Annotated in this window: 12 protein-coding genes and 1 pseudogene; 5 read left to right on the top strand and 8 right to left on the bottom strand. The window is 64.3% G+C overall.

The genetic code is table 11. The features are described 5' to 3' along the window. From YH64_RS27150 to tssA, 5 genes and pseudogenes are all read right to left on the bottom strand, one after another. A pseudogene (locus YH64_RS27150) lies at positions 1 to 380 on the bottom strand (ImpE family protein); the annotation flags it as partial. 12 nt (positions 381 to 392) lie between these two features. After that, entirely contained in the window at positions 393 to 878 is a 486-nt protein-coding gene (locus tag YH64_RS27155; RefSeq protein WP_046807432.1) for a type VI secretion system tube protein Hcp, read from the bottom strand. 50 nt (positions 879 to 928) lie between these two features. Further along, positions 929 to 2,431 (bottom strand): type VI secretion system contractile sheath large subunit, encoded by a 1,503-nt coding sequence (gene tssC / locus YH64_RS27160; RefSeq protein ID WP_046807433.1) that lies wholly within the window; start codon positions 2,429 to 2,431, stop codon positions 929 to 931. Positions 2,432 to 2,462: 31 nt separating this feature from the next. Next, positions 2,463 to 3,011, bottom strand: a complete 549-nt coding sequence (gene tssB / locus YH64_RS27165) for a type VI secretion system contractile sheath small subunit (protein WP_046807434.1) — start codon at positions 3,009 to 3,011, stop codon at positions 2,463 to 2,465. 41 nt (positions 3,012 to 3,052) lie between these two features. Continuing rightward, positions 3,053 to 4,162 (bottom strand): type VI secretion system protein TssA, encoded by a 1,110-nt coding sequence (tssA, locus tag YH64_RS27170; RefSeq protein WP_052946126.1) that lies wholly within the window; start codon positions 4,160 to 4,162, stop codon positions 3,053 to 3,055. 543 nt (positions 4,163 to 4,705) lie between these two features. Here tssA and YH64_RS27175 point away from each other — a divergent pair. Genes YH64_RS27175 through YH64_RS27195 form a run of 5 tightly spaced genes read left to right on the top strand, consistent with a single transcriptional unit; the run spans position 4,706 to position 11,648 of the window. After that, positions 4,706 to 7,093, top strand: coding sequence for a type VI secretion system Vgr family protein (locus YH64_RS27175; protein WP_046807436.1), 2,388 nt, complete (start codon positions 4,706 to 4,708; stop codon positions 7,091 to 7,093). Positions 7,094 to 7,100: 7 nt separating this feature from the next. Next, on the top strand, positions 7,101 to 7,553 hold the full coding sequence (locus YH64_RS27180; protein WP_082134660.1) for a hypothetical protein: 453 nt from the start codon (positions 7,101 to 7,103) through the stop codon (positions 7,551 to 7,553). A gap of 3 nt (positions 7,554 to 7,556) precedes the next feature. Beyond that, positions 7,557 to 10,184, top strand: a complete 2,628-nt coding sequence (locus tag YH64_RS27185; RefSeq protein WP_046807437.1) for a DUF2169 domain-containing protein — start codon at positions 7,557 to 7,559, stop codon at positions 10,182 to 10,184. After that, positions 10,181 to 11,239, top strand: coding sequence for a pentapeptide repeat-containing protein (locus YH64_RS27190; protein WP_046807438.1), 1,059 nt, complete (start codon positions 10,181 to 10,183; stop codon positions 11,237 to 11,239). Before YH64_RS27185 ends, YH64_RS27190 begins: the two co-directional genes overlap by 4 nt. Positions 11,240 to 11,264: 25 nt before the next feature. Further along, complete coding sequence (locus YH64_RS27195; RefSeq protein ID WP_046807439.1) at positions 11,265 to 11,648, top strand: DUF4150 domain-containing protein; 384 nt, start codon at positions 11,265 to 11,267, stop codon at positions 11,646 to 11,648. 15 nt (positions 11,649 to 11,663) lie between these two features. Here the strand turns inward: YH64_RS27195 and ccsB are convergent, their stop codons facing one another. The 3 genes from ccsB to YH64_RS27210 all read right to left on the bottom strand — a co-directional run bounded on the left by ccsB (position 11,664) and on the right by YH64_RS27210 (position 15,939). Next, complete coding sequence (gene ccsB / locus YH64_RS27200; RefSeq protein WP_082134661.1) at positions 11,664 to 13,031, bottom strand: c-type cytochrome biogenesis protein CcsB; 1,368 nt, start codon at positions 13,029 to 13,031, stop codon at positions 11,664 to 11,666. Between the two features lie 8 nt (positions 13,032 to 13,039). Further along, positions 13,040 to 15,118: a cytochrome c biogenesis protein ResB gene (locus YH64_RS27205; protein ID WP_046807441.1), complete on the bottom strand. Its 2,079-nt coding sequence runs from the start codon at positions 15,116 to 15,118 to the stop codon at positions 13,040 to 13,042. A gap of 119 nt (positions 15,119 to 15,237) precedes the next feature. After that, on the bottom strand, positions 15,238 to 15,939 hold the full coding sequence (locus YH64_RS27210; RefSeq protein ID WP_104142798.1) for a c-type cytochrome: 702 nt from the start codon (positions 15,937 to 15,939) through the stop codon (positions 15,238 to 15,240). Positions 15,940 to 15,965 lie beyond the last annotated feature (26 nt).

The raw sequence follows: 15,965 nt of genomic DNA on the forward strand, positions 1-15,965 counted from the left end.
AGGGCGCGGGAACGCTGCTCGGCGACCTCGTCCTTCGGACCCTGCCCGTCCCGATGCAGCGCCGACAGCAGGGCCTGCATCCACGCATCAGGCTCGCTCAACATGACGGGCTCGCCGTCGCCCGCCAGCACCGCCTCGCGCTCGCGCTCCGCCGCGATGGCGCTGGCATACAGCGCGACCGTCGGCCGCGCCTGCGCACTCAGCGCGCCACACACGCTGAGCTGTTCAGCGGCACGAGCCCAGTCTCCCTGCACCACCAACAGTTGGAACAGTTGCGCGCGCAAGTCCGCATCAGCCGGTCGGCGGCGAATCTGCGCCTGCACTTCTTCCAGCTGGCCGGACAGGCTGATCGCGCCGAATGGAACGGCAACCATAGACATCGTGGCCCCGCCCTAGCCGACTTCCTTGTTCTGCTTGATGTCCCAAGCCACCAGGCTTTCAGCCCCCTTGCCGCCCTTCTCCGTCTGTTCCCAGTACTGCTGCTTGACCTTTGCCGCCTGGAAAGCGTAGTTCACCACCACGCCCTCGGCGCTGCGGTCACCGGAGATCTGCACCGAGGACACCAGCACGTCTTCCAGCGTGATCTTGGAATATTCGATCTGCTCGCCGCCCGCCTTGCAAAGCGACAGCTCGATCTTGCCCAGGTGCTTGCCGCTGGCGCAGTGCTTCATCACGGCGGGCGACGCCTTGTCGATGCGCGCCACCACGTGCAGGTCGTTGAAGCTTGCCTTGCCGGCGCCCAGGCCGCCGCCGCTGGCCAGGTTGCCCGGCTGCGTCGCGCCCCACGAGAAGGACACGATATCCGTCCAGTCCTTATGGTTGGCGTCTTTGGATTCACCGTTGGCGCCATCGATTTTCATGAACATATCCACAGCCACATCTGTCTCCTGAAGTTATCGGGCGCGGCTGCGCCCATCTTGTCTGACGCTCAGCCTTCGTTCTGCTTGAGCGAAGGCAGCTTGGACACCAACCGCAGCGACACCGTCAGCCCTTCCAACTGATAGTGCGGCCGCAGGAAAAACTTGGCGGAGTAATAGCCCGGGTTGTCTTCGATTTCCTGCACCTGCACCTCGGCCGCCGCCAAGGGCTTGCGCGCCTTGGTTTCCTGCGACGAGTTCACCGGGTCACCATCCACGTAATTCATGATCCAGTCGTTCAGCCAACGCTCCATGTCGTCGCGTTCGCGGAATGAGCCGATCTTGTCGCGCACGATGCACTTCAGGTAATGCGCAAACCGGCAGCACGCAAACAGGTACGGCAGGCGCGCGGCCAGCTTGGCATTGGCCGATGCGTCGGCCTCGTAGTACTCGTGTGGCTTTTGCAGCGACTGCGCGCCGATGAAGGCAGCGAAGTCGGAATTCTTGCGATGCACCAGCGGCATGAAGCCGTTCTTGGCCAGCTCGGCCTCGCGCCGATCGCTGATCGCGATTTCCGTCGGGCACTTCATGTCCACGCCGCCGTCATCGCTGGGAAAACTGTGGCACGGCAGGTTTTCCACCGCGCCGCCAGACTCCACGCCCCGGATCGACGTGCACCAGCCGTACAACTTGAACGAGCGGTTCACGTTTGCCGCCATCGCATACGCCGAGTTGGCCCAGGTGTAGCGGTCGTGGTTGGCGCCGTCGGTGTCCTCTTCAAAGTCGAATTCATCCACCGGATTCGTGCGCGCGCCATACGGCAGGCGTGCCAGAAAGCGCGGCATCGCCAGCCCGATATAGCGCGAATCCTCGGACTCGCGCAGGCTGCGCCACGCGGCGTATTCGGTGTTGGTGAAGATCTTGGTCAGGTCGCGCGGGTTGGCCAGCTCCTGCCACGAATCCATCTGCATCACATTGGGCGATGCACCCGCAATGAAGGGGCAATGCGCGGCGGATGAGATCTTGGCGATCTCGCCCAGCAGCTCCACATCCGGCGGGCTGTGGTCGAAGTGGTAATCGCCCACCAGGCAGCCGATCGGCTCGCCGCCGAATTGGCCATACTCTTCTTCATACACGCGCTTGAAGATGGGGCTTTGGTCCCAGCCCACGCCCTTGTGGCGCTTGAGCGTGCGCCCCAGTTCCGCCTTGGAAATACTCATCACGCGGATCTTCAACAGCTCGTCGGTTTCGGTGTTGGTGACCAGGTAATGCAGGCCCCGCCACGCGCCTTCCAGCTGTTGGAATTCGGGATGGTGCATCACGCGGTTGATCTGCTCGGACAGCTTGCGATCAATCTCGGCGATGATCGCCTGGATGGTGCGGTAGGCGTCGGACGACAGGCCGACGCCGCTGTTCTCAAGCGCCTGATGCGCCAGGGTGCGCACGGCGTGTTCCACCGCCTCGCGCGCCTGCTCGGTCTTGGGTTTGAATTCTTTCTTCAGGAGCGCGGACAGGTCGTCGGCTTCCAGGGTATCGACAGCGCGCGCGTCGGCGCGTTTGGCCACTGCGGTCATGGCATTCTCCGAAAAGCGATTCCAGCGGAAACTAGGCTGCCGGGTCCGTGCCGGCGGGGTCGGATGCGGGTGGGGCTTCCGGCTTGGGCGCCGCCGCCAGCGCGTTCATCAGCGCCGGGTTCTTGAGCACGTTGCCGATCAGTTCCTCGGCGCCCGTCTTGCCGTCCATGTAGGTCAGCAGGTTGGCCAGCTGGGTCCGCGCGCTTAACAGCTCGTTCAGCGCGCCAACCTTCTTGGCAACGGTGGCCGGCGAAAAGTCATCGATGCTCTCGAACGTGATGTCCACGTTCAAGTTGCCTTCGCCGGTCAGCGTGTTCTCGACCTGGAATGCCGCGCGCGGTTGGATCGAGCGCATGCGTTCATCGAAGTTGTCGATATCGATATCCAGGAACTTGCGCTCGCCCACTTCGGGCTGGGGCGTTTCGGACTTGCCGGCCAGGTCGGCCAGCACGCCCATCACAAAGGGCAGCTGGATTTTGCGCTCGGCGCCGTAGATCTCCACGTCGTACTCGATCTGCACACGCGGCGCGCGGTTTCTGGCGATGAACTTCTGGCCGCTTCCTTTCAGGCTGGTCGCCATGGTGTTGTCTCCTCTTGTTGGTCTCTGGGGGCTGCGCCGCGCTACGAATCCGGCCGGCTGTCGGTGTCACGCGGCAGCCAGGCCTCGAATTGCTCGAGGCCCTGGGGCGCCAGGTTTTTGATGATGTCGTGAAAGCTCAACGGAATAAGCTGCTGGGTGCGTCGAATGAGATACGGCGCCGGATGCCCGGGCTCGTTGGCTTCGAAGTACGCGCACACCTTGCTCAACATGGCCATGGCGTCATCGCGCGACTGGATGCGGGCGTCCTGCCAGCGCACGCCGGCATGCGTGGCGGCAAGGCCCCGCGCTGTGTCCGCCGACCGCCCGGCTTCGTCTTGATGATCGCCTTGCTGCGCGCCAGGCCCATGGCCGTTGCCGGCGCTGGTCGTGTGCGCCTCGGCAGCCATTCCAGACGCGTCCGCAGAGGTCTGCTGACCGTCGCGCGCGGCGTCCAACACAACGTTCAACGTGCGCAAGACTGCGCTGTAATCCGGCGTCCACGTGGCGCCCAGTTTGTCCGTCACCAACTTCTGGATGCGTCGCAACGCATCGCATGCGGCGGCCAGCGCCAGCACATCGGCGTCGCGTTGCGCCCAGGCCTCACGCAGGCGCGCCACCACACGGGGACGGCCTCCCGGATAGCAGTCGGCGTCCTGGCGGCTGCCATCCAGCAGCGCCTCGGTATCACGCAGCGAGAGCTGCCCATGCACACCATTGACCAGGCTGGCCGAGCGCACGCTGCGCGCGCAGCCCTGCATATCGCCGAACGCGGCCAAGGCGTTCATGCGCGGCATGGGGTCGTCCTCGCCCACGCTATCCAGGCGCGGATGCACGGGTTCCCAATAGCGTTCAAGGGTGTCGACGGCCAGCGCCAGACCGTCCGCGTAGCCGGGTATCCCGCGGATCTCGGTCCAGGCACAGGTCAACAGGCTGATCACGCGCAGGTCTCGCGTGCGCTCAAGCAGGGCACGGGCCAGGCGTTCGACCTCGCGCCAGTCGGGCGGCTGCGCAGCGATGATGGTCGAGCCGAACTGCTGTTCGTCCCGGCCGGCCGCGGCTTGCTGCAACTGCAGAAAGTCAGCGTCGTATTCGAGGTCTTCCCCGCAGGGCAGACGTGAATCGAGTGTATTGAGGATATCGGCGAAGTCCATAGTCATTGCTTAGATGCCTGGGGATGCTGCCTGGAACCAACCACTACGCTCCGCGCTGCTTCACGGAAGGGAGAATTCTAGGCACGTCTTTCCGTATGCAACCGACAACTCACAACTTCAGATTTTTCTTACAGAAACCTAACAAGCCACTAAACAAATGCACACTTCTTGCCCTGCTACGTTGATGTTTTGACATATTCCTTACGTGATACGGGCCGACCTGCAAGTGTTGTTACGGAAGCGTAAAAAACACAAAAGCATGTGATCGCGCTTCGTACCCGCTTTGCGCGGTGCCTACAATCGGCGCTCACGCTGGCAGCAGACCGGCGCGTAAACAGATTCACGAGACAGACGTCCCCGGCATCGGCGTTTTTCGCTTTGCGCTTTTTGCACGGCGGCGCCCGCCCTTTGCAAGCGGCCCCAGTGTGGCCGGCCATCCCATTGCAGTCGTTACGACGCGCGCCGTTTGCGCGTCCGGTGCATCCCAACCCAGCAAGCGCAGCAGCAGCAGCAGCAGTTGAATTCTCATAAGGAGACGATGAGATGGACCGCAACGTGCCAAGCGAACGCGTCGTCAAGGCGCATACGCCCCTGCCGCCCGAGCAATTGAAATTTCGCGGCATGCACGGCGCCGAAAGCCTGTCGCAGCTATTTGAGTTCGAGGTTGAGCTGGTCTCGGAGTCCTATTCGCTGGACATGAAGTCGCTGCTTGGCAAACCGCTGACGCTTGAAATCGAAACCACGCCGGGCGCGCCGCGCTATCTCAGCGGACACATCACCCGCTGCGTGCTGGTGGGCCGTGAGAACAACACGTCGCGCTACACCATCTACCGCGCCACCGTACGCCCGTGGCTGTGGTACCTGACGCAAACGTCGGACAACAAGATCTTCCAGAACAAGAACGTGCCCGACGTGATCCGCGAGGTGCTCAAGGATTACAGCTACCCCGTTGAGTTCAAGCTGACCGAGACCTATCGCAACTGGGAATACTGCGTGCAGTACCAGGAAACCGACTACGCCTTCATCTGTCGGCTGATGGAACACGAGGGCATCTATTTCTGGTTCAAGCACGACAACGGCAAGCACACGCTGGTGCTGACCGACGACATCACGCAGCACGAACCCGTTGCCGATTACGAACAAATTCCGTATTACGGCCCCGACCGCATCACGGTGCCGCGCGAAGACTACATCCACAAGTGGGAAGTGGCCGAGCAGATCACGCCGGGCGCCTTCGCCACCACGGATTACCACCCGCTGACGCCCGCTGCCAGTCTGGAAGCGCGGCGCAACAACCCGGGCGCCTATGACCACGGCGACCTGGAAATGTACGAATGGCAAGGCGGCTACACCAACCCGGACGATGCCGAGCATTACACGCGCGTGCGGCTGCAAGACCTGCAATGCCGACAGGAACAAAGCACCGGCGCATCCAATGCGCGCGGGCTGTCGACCGGGCATCTGTTCACGCTGCGCAATCATCCACGGCAAGCGGAAAACCGCGAGTATCTTGTCGTCAGCACCTACTACCGCATTCGCGAAACGGGCTACGCAAGCGGTCAGATAGACCCCGGCGATTTCGATCTGGAATTCGTGGTGCTGCCCTCCAGCACGCAGTTTCGCGCCCCGCGCGTCACGCCGATCCCCCGCACCCACGGGCCGCAGACGGCAACGGTAGTCGGTAAGCAGGGCGAGGAAATCTGGACCGACAAGATGGGCCGCGTCAAAGTGCAGTTTCACTGGGACCGCTACGGCAAAAAGGACGAGAACAGTTCGTGCTGGGTGCGCGTGTCGAGCCCCTGGGCGGGCGGCGGCTTTGGCGGCATCCAATTGCCGCGTGTGCGCGACGAGGTCATCGTGGATTTCATTGGCGGCCAACCCGACCGCCCCATCGTGATCGGACGCGTGTTCAATGCGAACAACCTGCCGCCGTGGGACCTGCCCGACAATGCCACGCAAAGCGGCTTTCTTAGCCGCTCGAAAAGCGGTACGCCGGCCACCGCGAACGCGTTGATGTTCGAAGATAAAAGCGGCTGCGAGCGAATCTGGCTGCACGCAGAGCGCGAGCTGTGCACCGAGGTCGAAGCCAACGAGACGCACTCGACCGACCTGAACCGCAACACCACCATCGGCCAGAACGACACCACCAAGATAGGCGGCTTTCGCGACATCAACATCACCGGCACCGACAACTTGAAAGTCGGCAAGCGCCGCGACGTGTACGTCACGGGGCACGAGGAATACACCGTCAAGGCCTCGCGCACCGTCAACGTGAAAGACGGCCTGATGGATGAGAAGTTCGACAACGGCTTGAAGACCACCGTGGCCGCCAAGGGCGAAGAACGCGAGATCACGGGGCTGTTCAAGGAGACCTTGAAGACGGGCCAGGAGGTCAACGTCACCGGCGGCAACTCGCTGCATCACGTCAAGGACGGCACGCTGACTGAAAAGGCCAAGGGCAAGGTCGAGGTGCTGTCCACCGATGCAAACATGGACGTGAAGGCCAAGACGGCGATGTTGGTGCAGTCCGAAACCGCCACGATGGACATCAAATCCAAAGGCAAGGCGCACATCGAATCGGAAGGCTCGACGGTGATGGTCAAGGCCCAGGGCAACATCACGCTGCAAACGCCGGCCGACGTGGTGATGGACGCTGCCAACGTGAAGGATTTGTCCAAGGAAAGCTGGTTGCAGGCCACACCGTTCTCGATCGGCCTGGCGGTGGCCAAGGCCGAATTCGGGATGCATCGAATGGCATTGTTCCGCACCACCGTCATGCTGAACCTGTCGTTCACGAACTACGCGGCGGTCAGCAGTATTGGTCAGTTGGTGTCGTACCGCACGACCGGGTCCAGCTACGCGTTCGACCTTCAGAAGGCCGAGCAGGTCGGCCTGGGCGCATCCATGGTCGGCCTGTGGTCCATCATTTGAGACGCTCATGTCGGACTTCGTGACGGCCTGGCCGGACTGGGGAAAATGGGTGGTGCTGGGCTTGCTGTTGTCCGGCGTGCAGGCGGCCTTCATGCTTCGGCGCGAACGCCGACGCCGGGCGGCGGGGCGCGCGGAAACCGAACGCCTGGACGCGGTCCGCGCCACGGGCGTGGCCAGCACCGCGCGCGTGATGGCAGCGCGCGACACGCGTACCCGCATCGGCGAGACGCTGTATTTCGTCATCGAGCTGGAGCTGGAGGTTGCCGCCACCGATGCCACGCCGGCGTTTACGCGCACGGTACGCGTGCCGCTGTCGCCGCTGCACCTGGCCGAGTTCGGTGCGGGCAAGACCGTGCAGGTGCGCGTGCAGGCGCGGGAGGGGTCCGCGCAACGGTCGCGCGAAGGGTCGCGGGACAATGCCGCCACCTATGACGTCGTCATTGATCAGCCCACCGGATAGCCCATGAAGACCATCAAGCCTTTCCGCCTGGGCGTCCTGACGCGGCCCTACCGATGGCAGCGCCGCGATCTGTTGGGCGTGTCGGTCTTCGCCCTGGTCGACATCGCGCAGTCCCCCACGTTGTTGACCGACCAGGACCTTTGGAAGCTTGCCGCCGAAGAAGGCATCGGCGCGCTGGACCTGGCCACGCCCAAGCAGTACCCGGAAGTGCTGGTTTCGGGCCATGCCTACCCCCATGATGCCAAGCAGCCCGGCGCGTGCGGCGTGCGCGTGCAGGTGGGCGCCATCGACAAGTCATTGCTGGTCTTTGGCGACCGCTACTGGATCGATGGCAAGGCGACCGCGCCGCAGCCGTTTGCGCGCATGCGCCTGGACTGGAGCCACGCCTATGGCGGCCCGGACGTCGCTGAAAACCCGCTGGGTATCGGCGCGCAGGACGAGGTCATCAATGGCGTGCGCACGCGTCGGCTGCCAAACATTGAACACCCCTTGCAGCGCATCAGCGCCCCCGGGCAACGCGTGGCGCCTGCGGGCTTTGGCGCACTGCCCGTGGAATGGCCGCAGCGCGCATCGCACATGGGCCGCGACTACGGACAGGAATGGCTGGAGCACGACTATCCCGGTTTCGCGCGCGACATGGACTGGCGCTTCTTCAACGCGGCGCCGCCCGACCAATGGGGGCCGGCCAACGCCGAGCTTGCCGGTGGCACGGACTATGCGCTGTGGAATCTGCATCCTGAACAAGCGGTGTTGCGCGGCCAACTGCCCCGCTGGCGCGCGCGCTGTTTTGTCAGCCGACAGGCGGATGGCAGCGCGCTTGAAGAGGTACCGCTGCGCCTGACCACCGCGTGGTTTTTTCCCGATCACACGAAGATGGTGCTGATCTGGCACGGCGCGGTGCACGTGCGCGAGGATGACGCAGCGGATATCCGCCACATCATGCCTGCGCTGGAACACGCGGACCAGCCGCGCGAAGTCAGCCATTACCGGGACGTCGTGCGGCAACGCCTGAGCCCGGAGCTGGGCCCCGTCTATGCCCTGCTGGACGCGCAACTCGTGCCGGAAGAGCTTTGCGACGGCGGGTTGGAAGGGGACGCGCAAACCTTGGCCGTGCGTGCCACCAACAGGAACGTTCACGCCGGGCTGGCGCGCCGCCACGCGCGCGAACGCGAGTCGCTATTGGCGCAGGGCCTGGACCCCGATCTGTACATGGCGCCGTTGGACCCGCCGCCTACAGCGCCCAGGCTTGCCGATTTGCCACAAACGATATTGCGCATGCAGCAAGAGCTTGAAGAGGCCAAGCGCCTGTCCGGCGGGCCGGGCGCGCGCGCGCTGGCGGATCCCAACCTGCCGCAGATGGCCGAAGTGGCCGGCGTGGACATGGACGCGCTGCGCCGGCCGGGGCCGGACGGCACACTGCCGTCCGGCTTCGATCCCCGCAGGGTCAAACGACACATTGCCGAGTTCGATGCCAGCCCGCATGCGCAGGCCGGACGCGCATCGGCGGATAGCCCGACGTCCCAGCCGCCACTGGCCGACACGCTGGGGCCGCAGGTGCATCAGGCGTATCAACAGTCGGCCCATCATTTTGCCCCGCCCCCGCCCATGCCGCCATTGCGCGCGCAGCGCACGCGCCGCAAGCTGGACGCGCAGCTGAAAAACAACCGCGACTGTCGCGACATGAACCTGACCGGTGCGGATCTATCGGGCATGGACCTGTCGTGCGTCAATTTTCAGCGCGCGATTTTCGCCGGCGCAAAGCTCGCGGATACCCGGCTGGATGGCTGCGACCTGACCGACGCCGTGCTGACCGGCGCGGACTTGACCCGCGCAAGCCTGTCCGGCGCGAACCTGACGCGCGCCAACCTGGGCCGCACGCAATGTGTGAGGACCAACTTCGCGCAGGGCCAGTTCAAGGAATGCACGTGGGACCACGCGCAGTGCGAAGACTGCAATTTTGCCGACAGCGCATGGCAGCTGGGGCGCTTGCACCAGGCGCGGTTGATACGTTGCGACTTCCGCCGCGCCAGCTTCAGCCAGTGGGCGGCGATGAGCGGCACATTCGAAGACTGCGGCTTTCGCGACACGCGCTTCGAGCAGTGCGTGTTCATGCAGGGCGCGCTTGCCAATGCGGACTTTGCTGGCGCGACGTTGGTGCGGCTGAGCTTCATGGACGTGGCTTTCACAGGCCGCTTCAGCATGGAAAATGCCACGCTGGACGGCTGCGCCTTCGCCGGGCGCGTCGAACTGGCGGGCGCCCGGCTGCGCGGCATGCAGTTCAAGCACGGCAGCGCGCGCGGCGCCACATTGACGGGCGCGGACTTGCGCGGCGCGACCCTGAACGCCTGTGACTTTTCCGAGTGCCAGTTGCAAGATGCCGACCTGAGCGGCCTGACCGCCCCCGACACGCACTTCGTGCGCGCGGATTTCACCGGCGCCTGCCTGCGTAATGCCAACCTGATCAACAGCTTGCTGGGCAAGGCCATCTTCTTGCGTGCCGACCTTACCGGTTCGAACTTCTTCCGCGCCGATGTCGCGCAAACGCAAATGGACGACAGCACCGGGCTGGACCATACCTACACGCAAGGCGCCAAGCGCTGGCCCGCCAGGCAGCCGGAGCAGCCCGCATGAACATCGACAAGCTGCTGGACAGCGTGCGCCATGGCGAGCCGATACAACACATCAGCCTGGCAGGCGCCGATCTGGCCGGGCTGGATCTGGCGGGTGCTTTTTTCGATCACGTTGATTTCACGGGTGCACGGATGGCCGGCTGCCAGTTACAGGACAGCCAGTACATCAGCTGCGCCATGGGCCACGTGGATGCCGTCGGCGCCAACCTGGACACTGCGCGGCTGCTACGCTGCCAGGCAAGGGAAGCAAGGTTCAGCGGCGGCCGCTTTCATGGTGCGAGCTTCACGGAATGCGACCTGACGGGCGCCCGGCTGGACCAGGCCGCCCTGTACGAATCGTCTTTCACCGCCACGTCGCTAGAGCTTGCATCGTTGCAGGCCGCTTGCGTGGAACGCTCGGTGTTCTCGCGCGGCACCTTCGCCAACGCCGATCTGACGCAAGCGCAGCTTAGCTACACCCTGTTCCATCAGCTGGACCTGCGCAGCGCCACGCTGACGGGCGCCAACGCCGCCAGCACGATGTTCACGGAATGCAATTTGACAGCGCAGCGCTTCGCCGGGCAGTCGTTTGCGTTGTGCCATTTCACGGATTGCCAGCTGGACGCCGCGGATTTTCGCCAATGCGATTTGCGTCAGTCGGGCTTCAAGGGATCATCGTTGCGGGGCGCGCGCTTTGCCGGCGCTTGCACACCGCAGGCTCTGTTTCCCCAGGCGGATCTGACCGGGGCGGACCTGCAAGGCGGTCGCTTTGACGGCGCCATCTGGGCCGAGGCCACGCTGGACGGCGCGAACTTTCGCGGCGCGAGCCTTTGCCTGTGCATTTTTCAGCGCGCGCGCTGCGCCGGTACGGACTTTCATGGCGCGCAACTGGCGGACGCGGATTTTTCGCTGGCGGACCTGGAGGGCGCTGATCTGCGCGACGCCACTTTCCTGCGCACGCGCATGCATCGCGCGCTGACCGGCGGTGTGCGCTGGTCGCAGCGCCACGGCATCATCGAAAACGACGCGCCCCTGCTTGAAGCCGAACTGTGGTCGGCAGCGCGCGCAAACCTTTGACCCCATCGCAACAGGAGTGCAAACCATGCAAGTGCTCTGCCAGTTACCCAGCGTCGGCTTGGGATTTCCCGACGTCTGCAAGACGCCCGTGCCGCCGGTGCCGCACATTGACGTGTCGACGTCGTCCATGGGGATTCCGGTGGTGTGGAACGTGTGGTTAAGCTGCATGCCCATGCACAACATGGTCACAACGATACCGGTGACTCTCGGCGACACCGCGGGCGTGGGCGGTGGCGTGATATCCCAGACGTTCATGGGGCAGGCGCGCTACATCACCGGGGCGTTCACCGTGCTGGTGCGCGCCGCGCCGCTGGTGCGCGTGACCAGCCTGACGTTGCAGAACACGATCAATACGCCGGGCTTCAAGGCGGCCACGCCGCAAAAATCGATGTTTGCGTTGGCGGCGTGACGCGCTTGGGGTGAATTACAGCTGGCCGTAGGAGTGCAGGCCGGACAGGAACATGTTCACGCCCAGGAAGGCAAAGCCGGTGATCAGCAGGCCCATCAGCGCCCAGTAGGCCGCCATGGTGCCGCGCAGACCCTTGATCAGGCGCATGTGCAGCCAGGCCGCGTAGTTCAGCCAGACGATCAGCGCCCAGGTTTCCTTGGGGTCCCACTGCCAGTAGGCGCCCCAGGCGTCCGCCGCCCACAGCGCGCCCAGGATCGTGGCCACCGTGAAGAAAGCGAAGCCGATGGCGATGGCGCGATACATGATGTCGTCCAGCACCTCCAGCGAGGGCAGCGCCGCGGCAATCCGGCGGCGGCCCAGCAGGATGGCGCCCACGATCACCGCGCCCACGCCGAAGTACAGCATCCACGTGGCCGACAAGCCGTCGGTACGGAACACCATCGGCTCGGCGCACAGCAACACACCCAGGATGAATAGCGGCGCCAGCTTGGCCCACGACGTGGTCTGGCCATGCTGCTTGATCAGATAGGCAAAGCCCACCATCGCGGCCAGCGAAAACGTGCCATAGCCGATGAAGTTGGCCGGCACATGCAGCTTCATCCACCAGCTTTTCAGCGCGGGCACCAGCGGTTGGATCTGGCCGGCATCGCGCGTGAAGGAATACCACAGCAGGAACACGACGGCCGAGGTCACCACCAGCAGTACAAAGCCGCCCAGCGCGCGCGTGGCGTACTTGCGTTCGTAATACAGGTAGAACAGCGCCGTGATCAGCGAGAACAGCACGAAGACTTCGTACAGGTTGCTGACGGGAATATGGCCCAGGTCAGGGCCCATCAGATGGCCTTCGCGCCAGCGCACCAGCAGGCCGGTGACACCGGCGAACACCGCGCCCCACGTCAGCGCCGTGCCCAGCCACGCGGCGGTCGGGCTGAATACGCCGATCCAGTAGCAGACCATGGCCAGCGCAAACAGCGCGCACATCCACAAGATGGCCGACTGGGAAGAAAACAGGTATTTCAGGAAGAACACCTGCTCGGCGCGGGCCAGGTCATTGCCGTACAGCATCAAGGCCAGCCCCGCCGCGATCGCACAGGCGACCATCAGGCGGCGCAGCGGACGCCACAGCCAGCCCATCCAGGCCAGCGCGGGCACGGTGCCACACAGGATGATCTTCTCGTAGTAGTCCATCGCGCTGCCGTGGCGGGTCAGCGCGAAGCCGGCGCCCACTGCCAACAGCAGGAAGAAAACAACGTCGGTCCAATCCGGCTTGCCGCGACGGGCGCGGTTATCGCCCGTTTCGGACAAGCTGTCTTGCCACAGGGTATCGGGCGACGCGTTCAACGTGTCCGGCGAGGAGGGGTGCGGGGTGGTCGTAGTCGACATAAATAACCTTAAGGCCTCTTCTGGCGCAGCAGCGCCTGCTTGAAGCGTTCAAACTCCTGATTGAAGTCGAGTGTACGCTTCTGGGACGTCATGGCCGCCAGGACGCTGCTGCCGCTGCCTTGCGGCTTGACCCAGATCCAGACGCGGCGGTCGCGGATGTAGAACATCGAAAACACGCCCAGGACCAGCAACAGGCTGCCCAGGTAGACCGTGTTCTTGCCCGGCGTGCGGCTGACCTGGAATACGCTGGCCTGCACGTGGTTGAAGTCCGCCAGCGACAGGAACACCGGCGCCGGATAGACCGTCAGGTCGGACAGCGCCGCCACGGCCAGGCGCGACCAGACGGCCGCGCGTTCGCCATCCGGGCCTTCCACGGCCACGGCCGGCAAGCCGGCGCGCTCGCGCTCGATGGCGCGCAATTCGTTCATGCTGGCCCCGATCAGCCGGATCACCACATCCGCGGCGCGTTCCAGGTCGGCAGCGGGCGTGTTGGCTTGCAGGAATGCGGCCACCGCTTGCAGGCCGCCCGAGGCAAAGGTTTCCAGCGCGCGCTCGGCGGCGGTTTGCAAGGGTTGGCGGTCGGCGCCGGACGGACTGTTGCGCTCGGCGAAACGACGGGCGGCTTCCCGGCGCGCGGCCGGGTCGGCCAAGGTGGCGCGCAAGCGCATGAATTCACCGATGGAACTGTCGTCGTCGGCCGGAATGCGCAGGTAACGGAAGGGCTCCGACGCATTGTTGCGTACCCCGGCCAGGAAGACGGTGGCGCCGTCCAATTCCATGGGCAGCATGTAATTCTGGAATTCGTGCGCCTGGCCGGCATCGTCGATCAGCTTGTATTCGACGCTGGGGCCCACGTTGCGCAGGTTTTCGTTCTTCTTTCCCGCCGCGCTGCCGGACACCGAGGCCACGTGCTCGGCAAAGCTCTGGTTGGCGCCCTTGGGGTCACCGCGCGTCAGGTCCTCGACGTTGATCGGGCGCATGGCGGTGATTTCGACACCCATGCTGCGCGGGCCACCCGACGTCTGCGCCGTCACTTCGCTGGTCTTGCCCACCGTGCCGTTGACCGAGAAGGTCGCGGCATTGGCGCCGACCAGCGGGTAGCCCTTCAAGACCACCGTGCTGCCGCCATCGTCAAAACTGGACTGGTACACGGTCATGCCCTTGAAGCGCAGCGGCTCGTTGACCTCGATGGTGGAATCGAAGGTCTTGCCCGTGTCCGGGTCGGTGACTTCAACTTCGCTGGCAAAGCGGCTGGGCATGCCGGTCGAGTAGTAATCGACCACGAATTTCTTCAGCTTCAGTGTGAAGGGCATCGGCTGCACCAAGGCGCCGTCGCCCACCATCACCACCGCCGTGCTGGCCTGCCCGCCTTCGGGCACCAGCACGCTGGCACGGAAACTGGGGTTGTTGACCGACAAACGGCCGCTTTCGGGCACTTCCGAAATCAGCATGTTGTCCACAATGGGCTGCTTGCCGCCGAACATGACCTGCAGCCGCACCGGCAATTCGCTATCGAGCAGCCCGCCGATGCAGATGATGACCATGGCCGCGTGCGCGAAGACGTAGCCCAGGCGGTTGGCGCTGCCCTTCTTGGCGGCCAGCAGCACGCCGTCGGCGTCCTGCCGCTGCCGCACGGCATAGCCCAGCCGCTCAAGCAGCGCCTTCAGGCCGGCCGATGTCTGTGCCACGTCGGTGGGTTCTTCGGTTTCCACACGATGCGGGAAGGCGCGCAGGCTGCTGGCGCGCACGTGCTCGCGGAAGGAGCGCGCGTCACGCAACATCTTGGGCGCGTTGCGGATCAGGCATACCGAGGTCGACACGACCAAAAAGCCCATGATCAGCAGAAACCACCAGCTGTTGTAGACGTGCCAGATGGAAAATTTGTCGAACACCTCGTACCAGAACGGCCCGAACTGGTCGATGTAGTTGCTGGACGAACGATTCTGCTGCAACACCGTGCCCACCAGGCTCGCCACGCAGATGAACATCAGCAGGCTGACGGCAAAACGCATCGAACCAAGCAGTTCGAAGAAGTCGCCGGGCAGGCTGCGCAAAGAGGGGCGGGTGTGGGTTCGTGTTGAATTCATGAAAAAAGGGGGGCCGCGCGATCGGCTACCCCCCTCATAGACAGCGCGCAACGGAATCAGGTTCCGTCACGCTCAGGTTGCATGAACGCGGACCAGCCGCGCGTGTTGCCGGCGTTGGCCTACCGCAAGCCCGCTGCGTAGTCGGACACGGCCTTGATATCGGCGTCCGACATGCGGTCTGCGATCGCGAACATGATTTCGTTCTTGCGGTCGCCGCTGCGGAACAGCTTGAGCTGCTCTTCGATGTACATGGGGAACTGCCCCGACAAGCGGGGGTACTGGCTGGGCATGCCCGCGCCGTTTGCAGAGTGGCACGCCGCGCAGGCCGGCACATTGCGCTCCGGCAAACCGCCGCGCCAGATCTTCTGGCCCAGGTCGACCAACTTTTCCTGGCCCGCCGTGGCGGGTTCTTTCAGGGGTTGTTGCGCCAGGTACAGCGCAATGTTCTGCATGTCGGCCGGCGTCAGGTTCTGCGCCATGGCCGTCATCGGGGTCGGATTGCCCCCCGCGCCATTGCGCACGGGCAGCTTGGCGCCCTGCTTGATCTGGAAGTCGGCCAGTTGCTTGGCCAGGTATTCGTGGGGTTGCGCGGCCAGGTTGGGGTTCACCGGGATGGTGCTATTGCCCGCCGCGCCATGACAGGACGCACAGGCAATGATGCCCCGCGAGGCGTCGCCCTGGTCAAACAGCTGACCGCCCTTGGCGGCATCTGGCTTGGCCGGGCCCGCTGCGCCGTCGGCGGCGAAACTGGGTGTAGAGAAGGCGGAGGCGCCGAGCAACAGCCCGCTCGCAACCAACATCCGGGACAGCACACGCTTCATGAAGACCTCGACGATCACATCGATCA

It is taken from the genome of Achromobacter sp. LC458 (genome assembly GCF_001005835.2).
In the GTDB taxonomy this organism is placed as follows: domain Bacteria; phylum Pseudomonadota; class Gammaproteobacteria; order Burkholderiales; family Burkholderiaceae_B; genus Achromobacter; species Achromobacter spanius_B.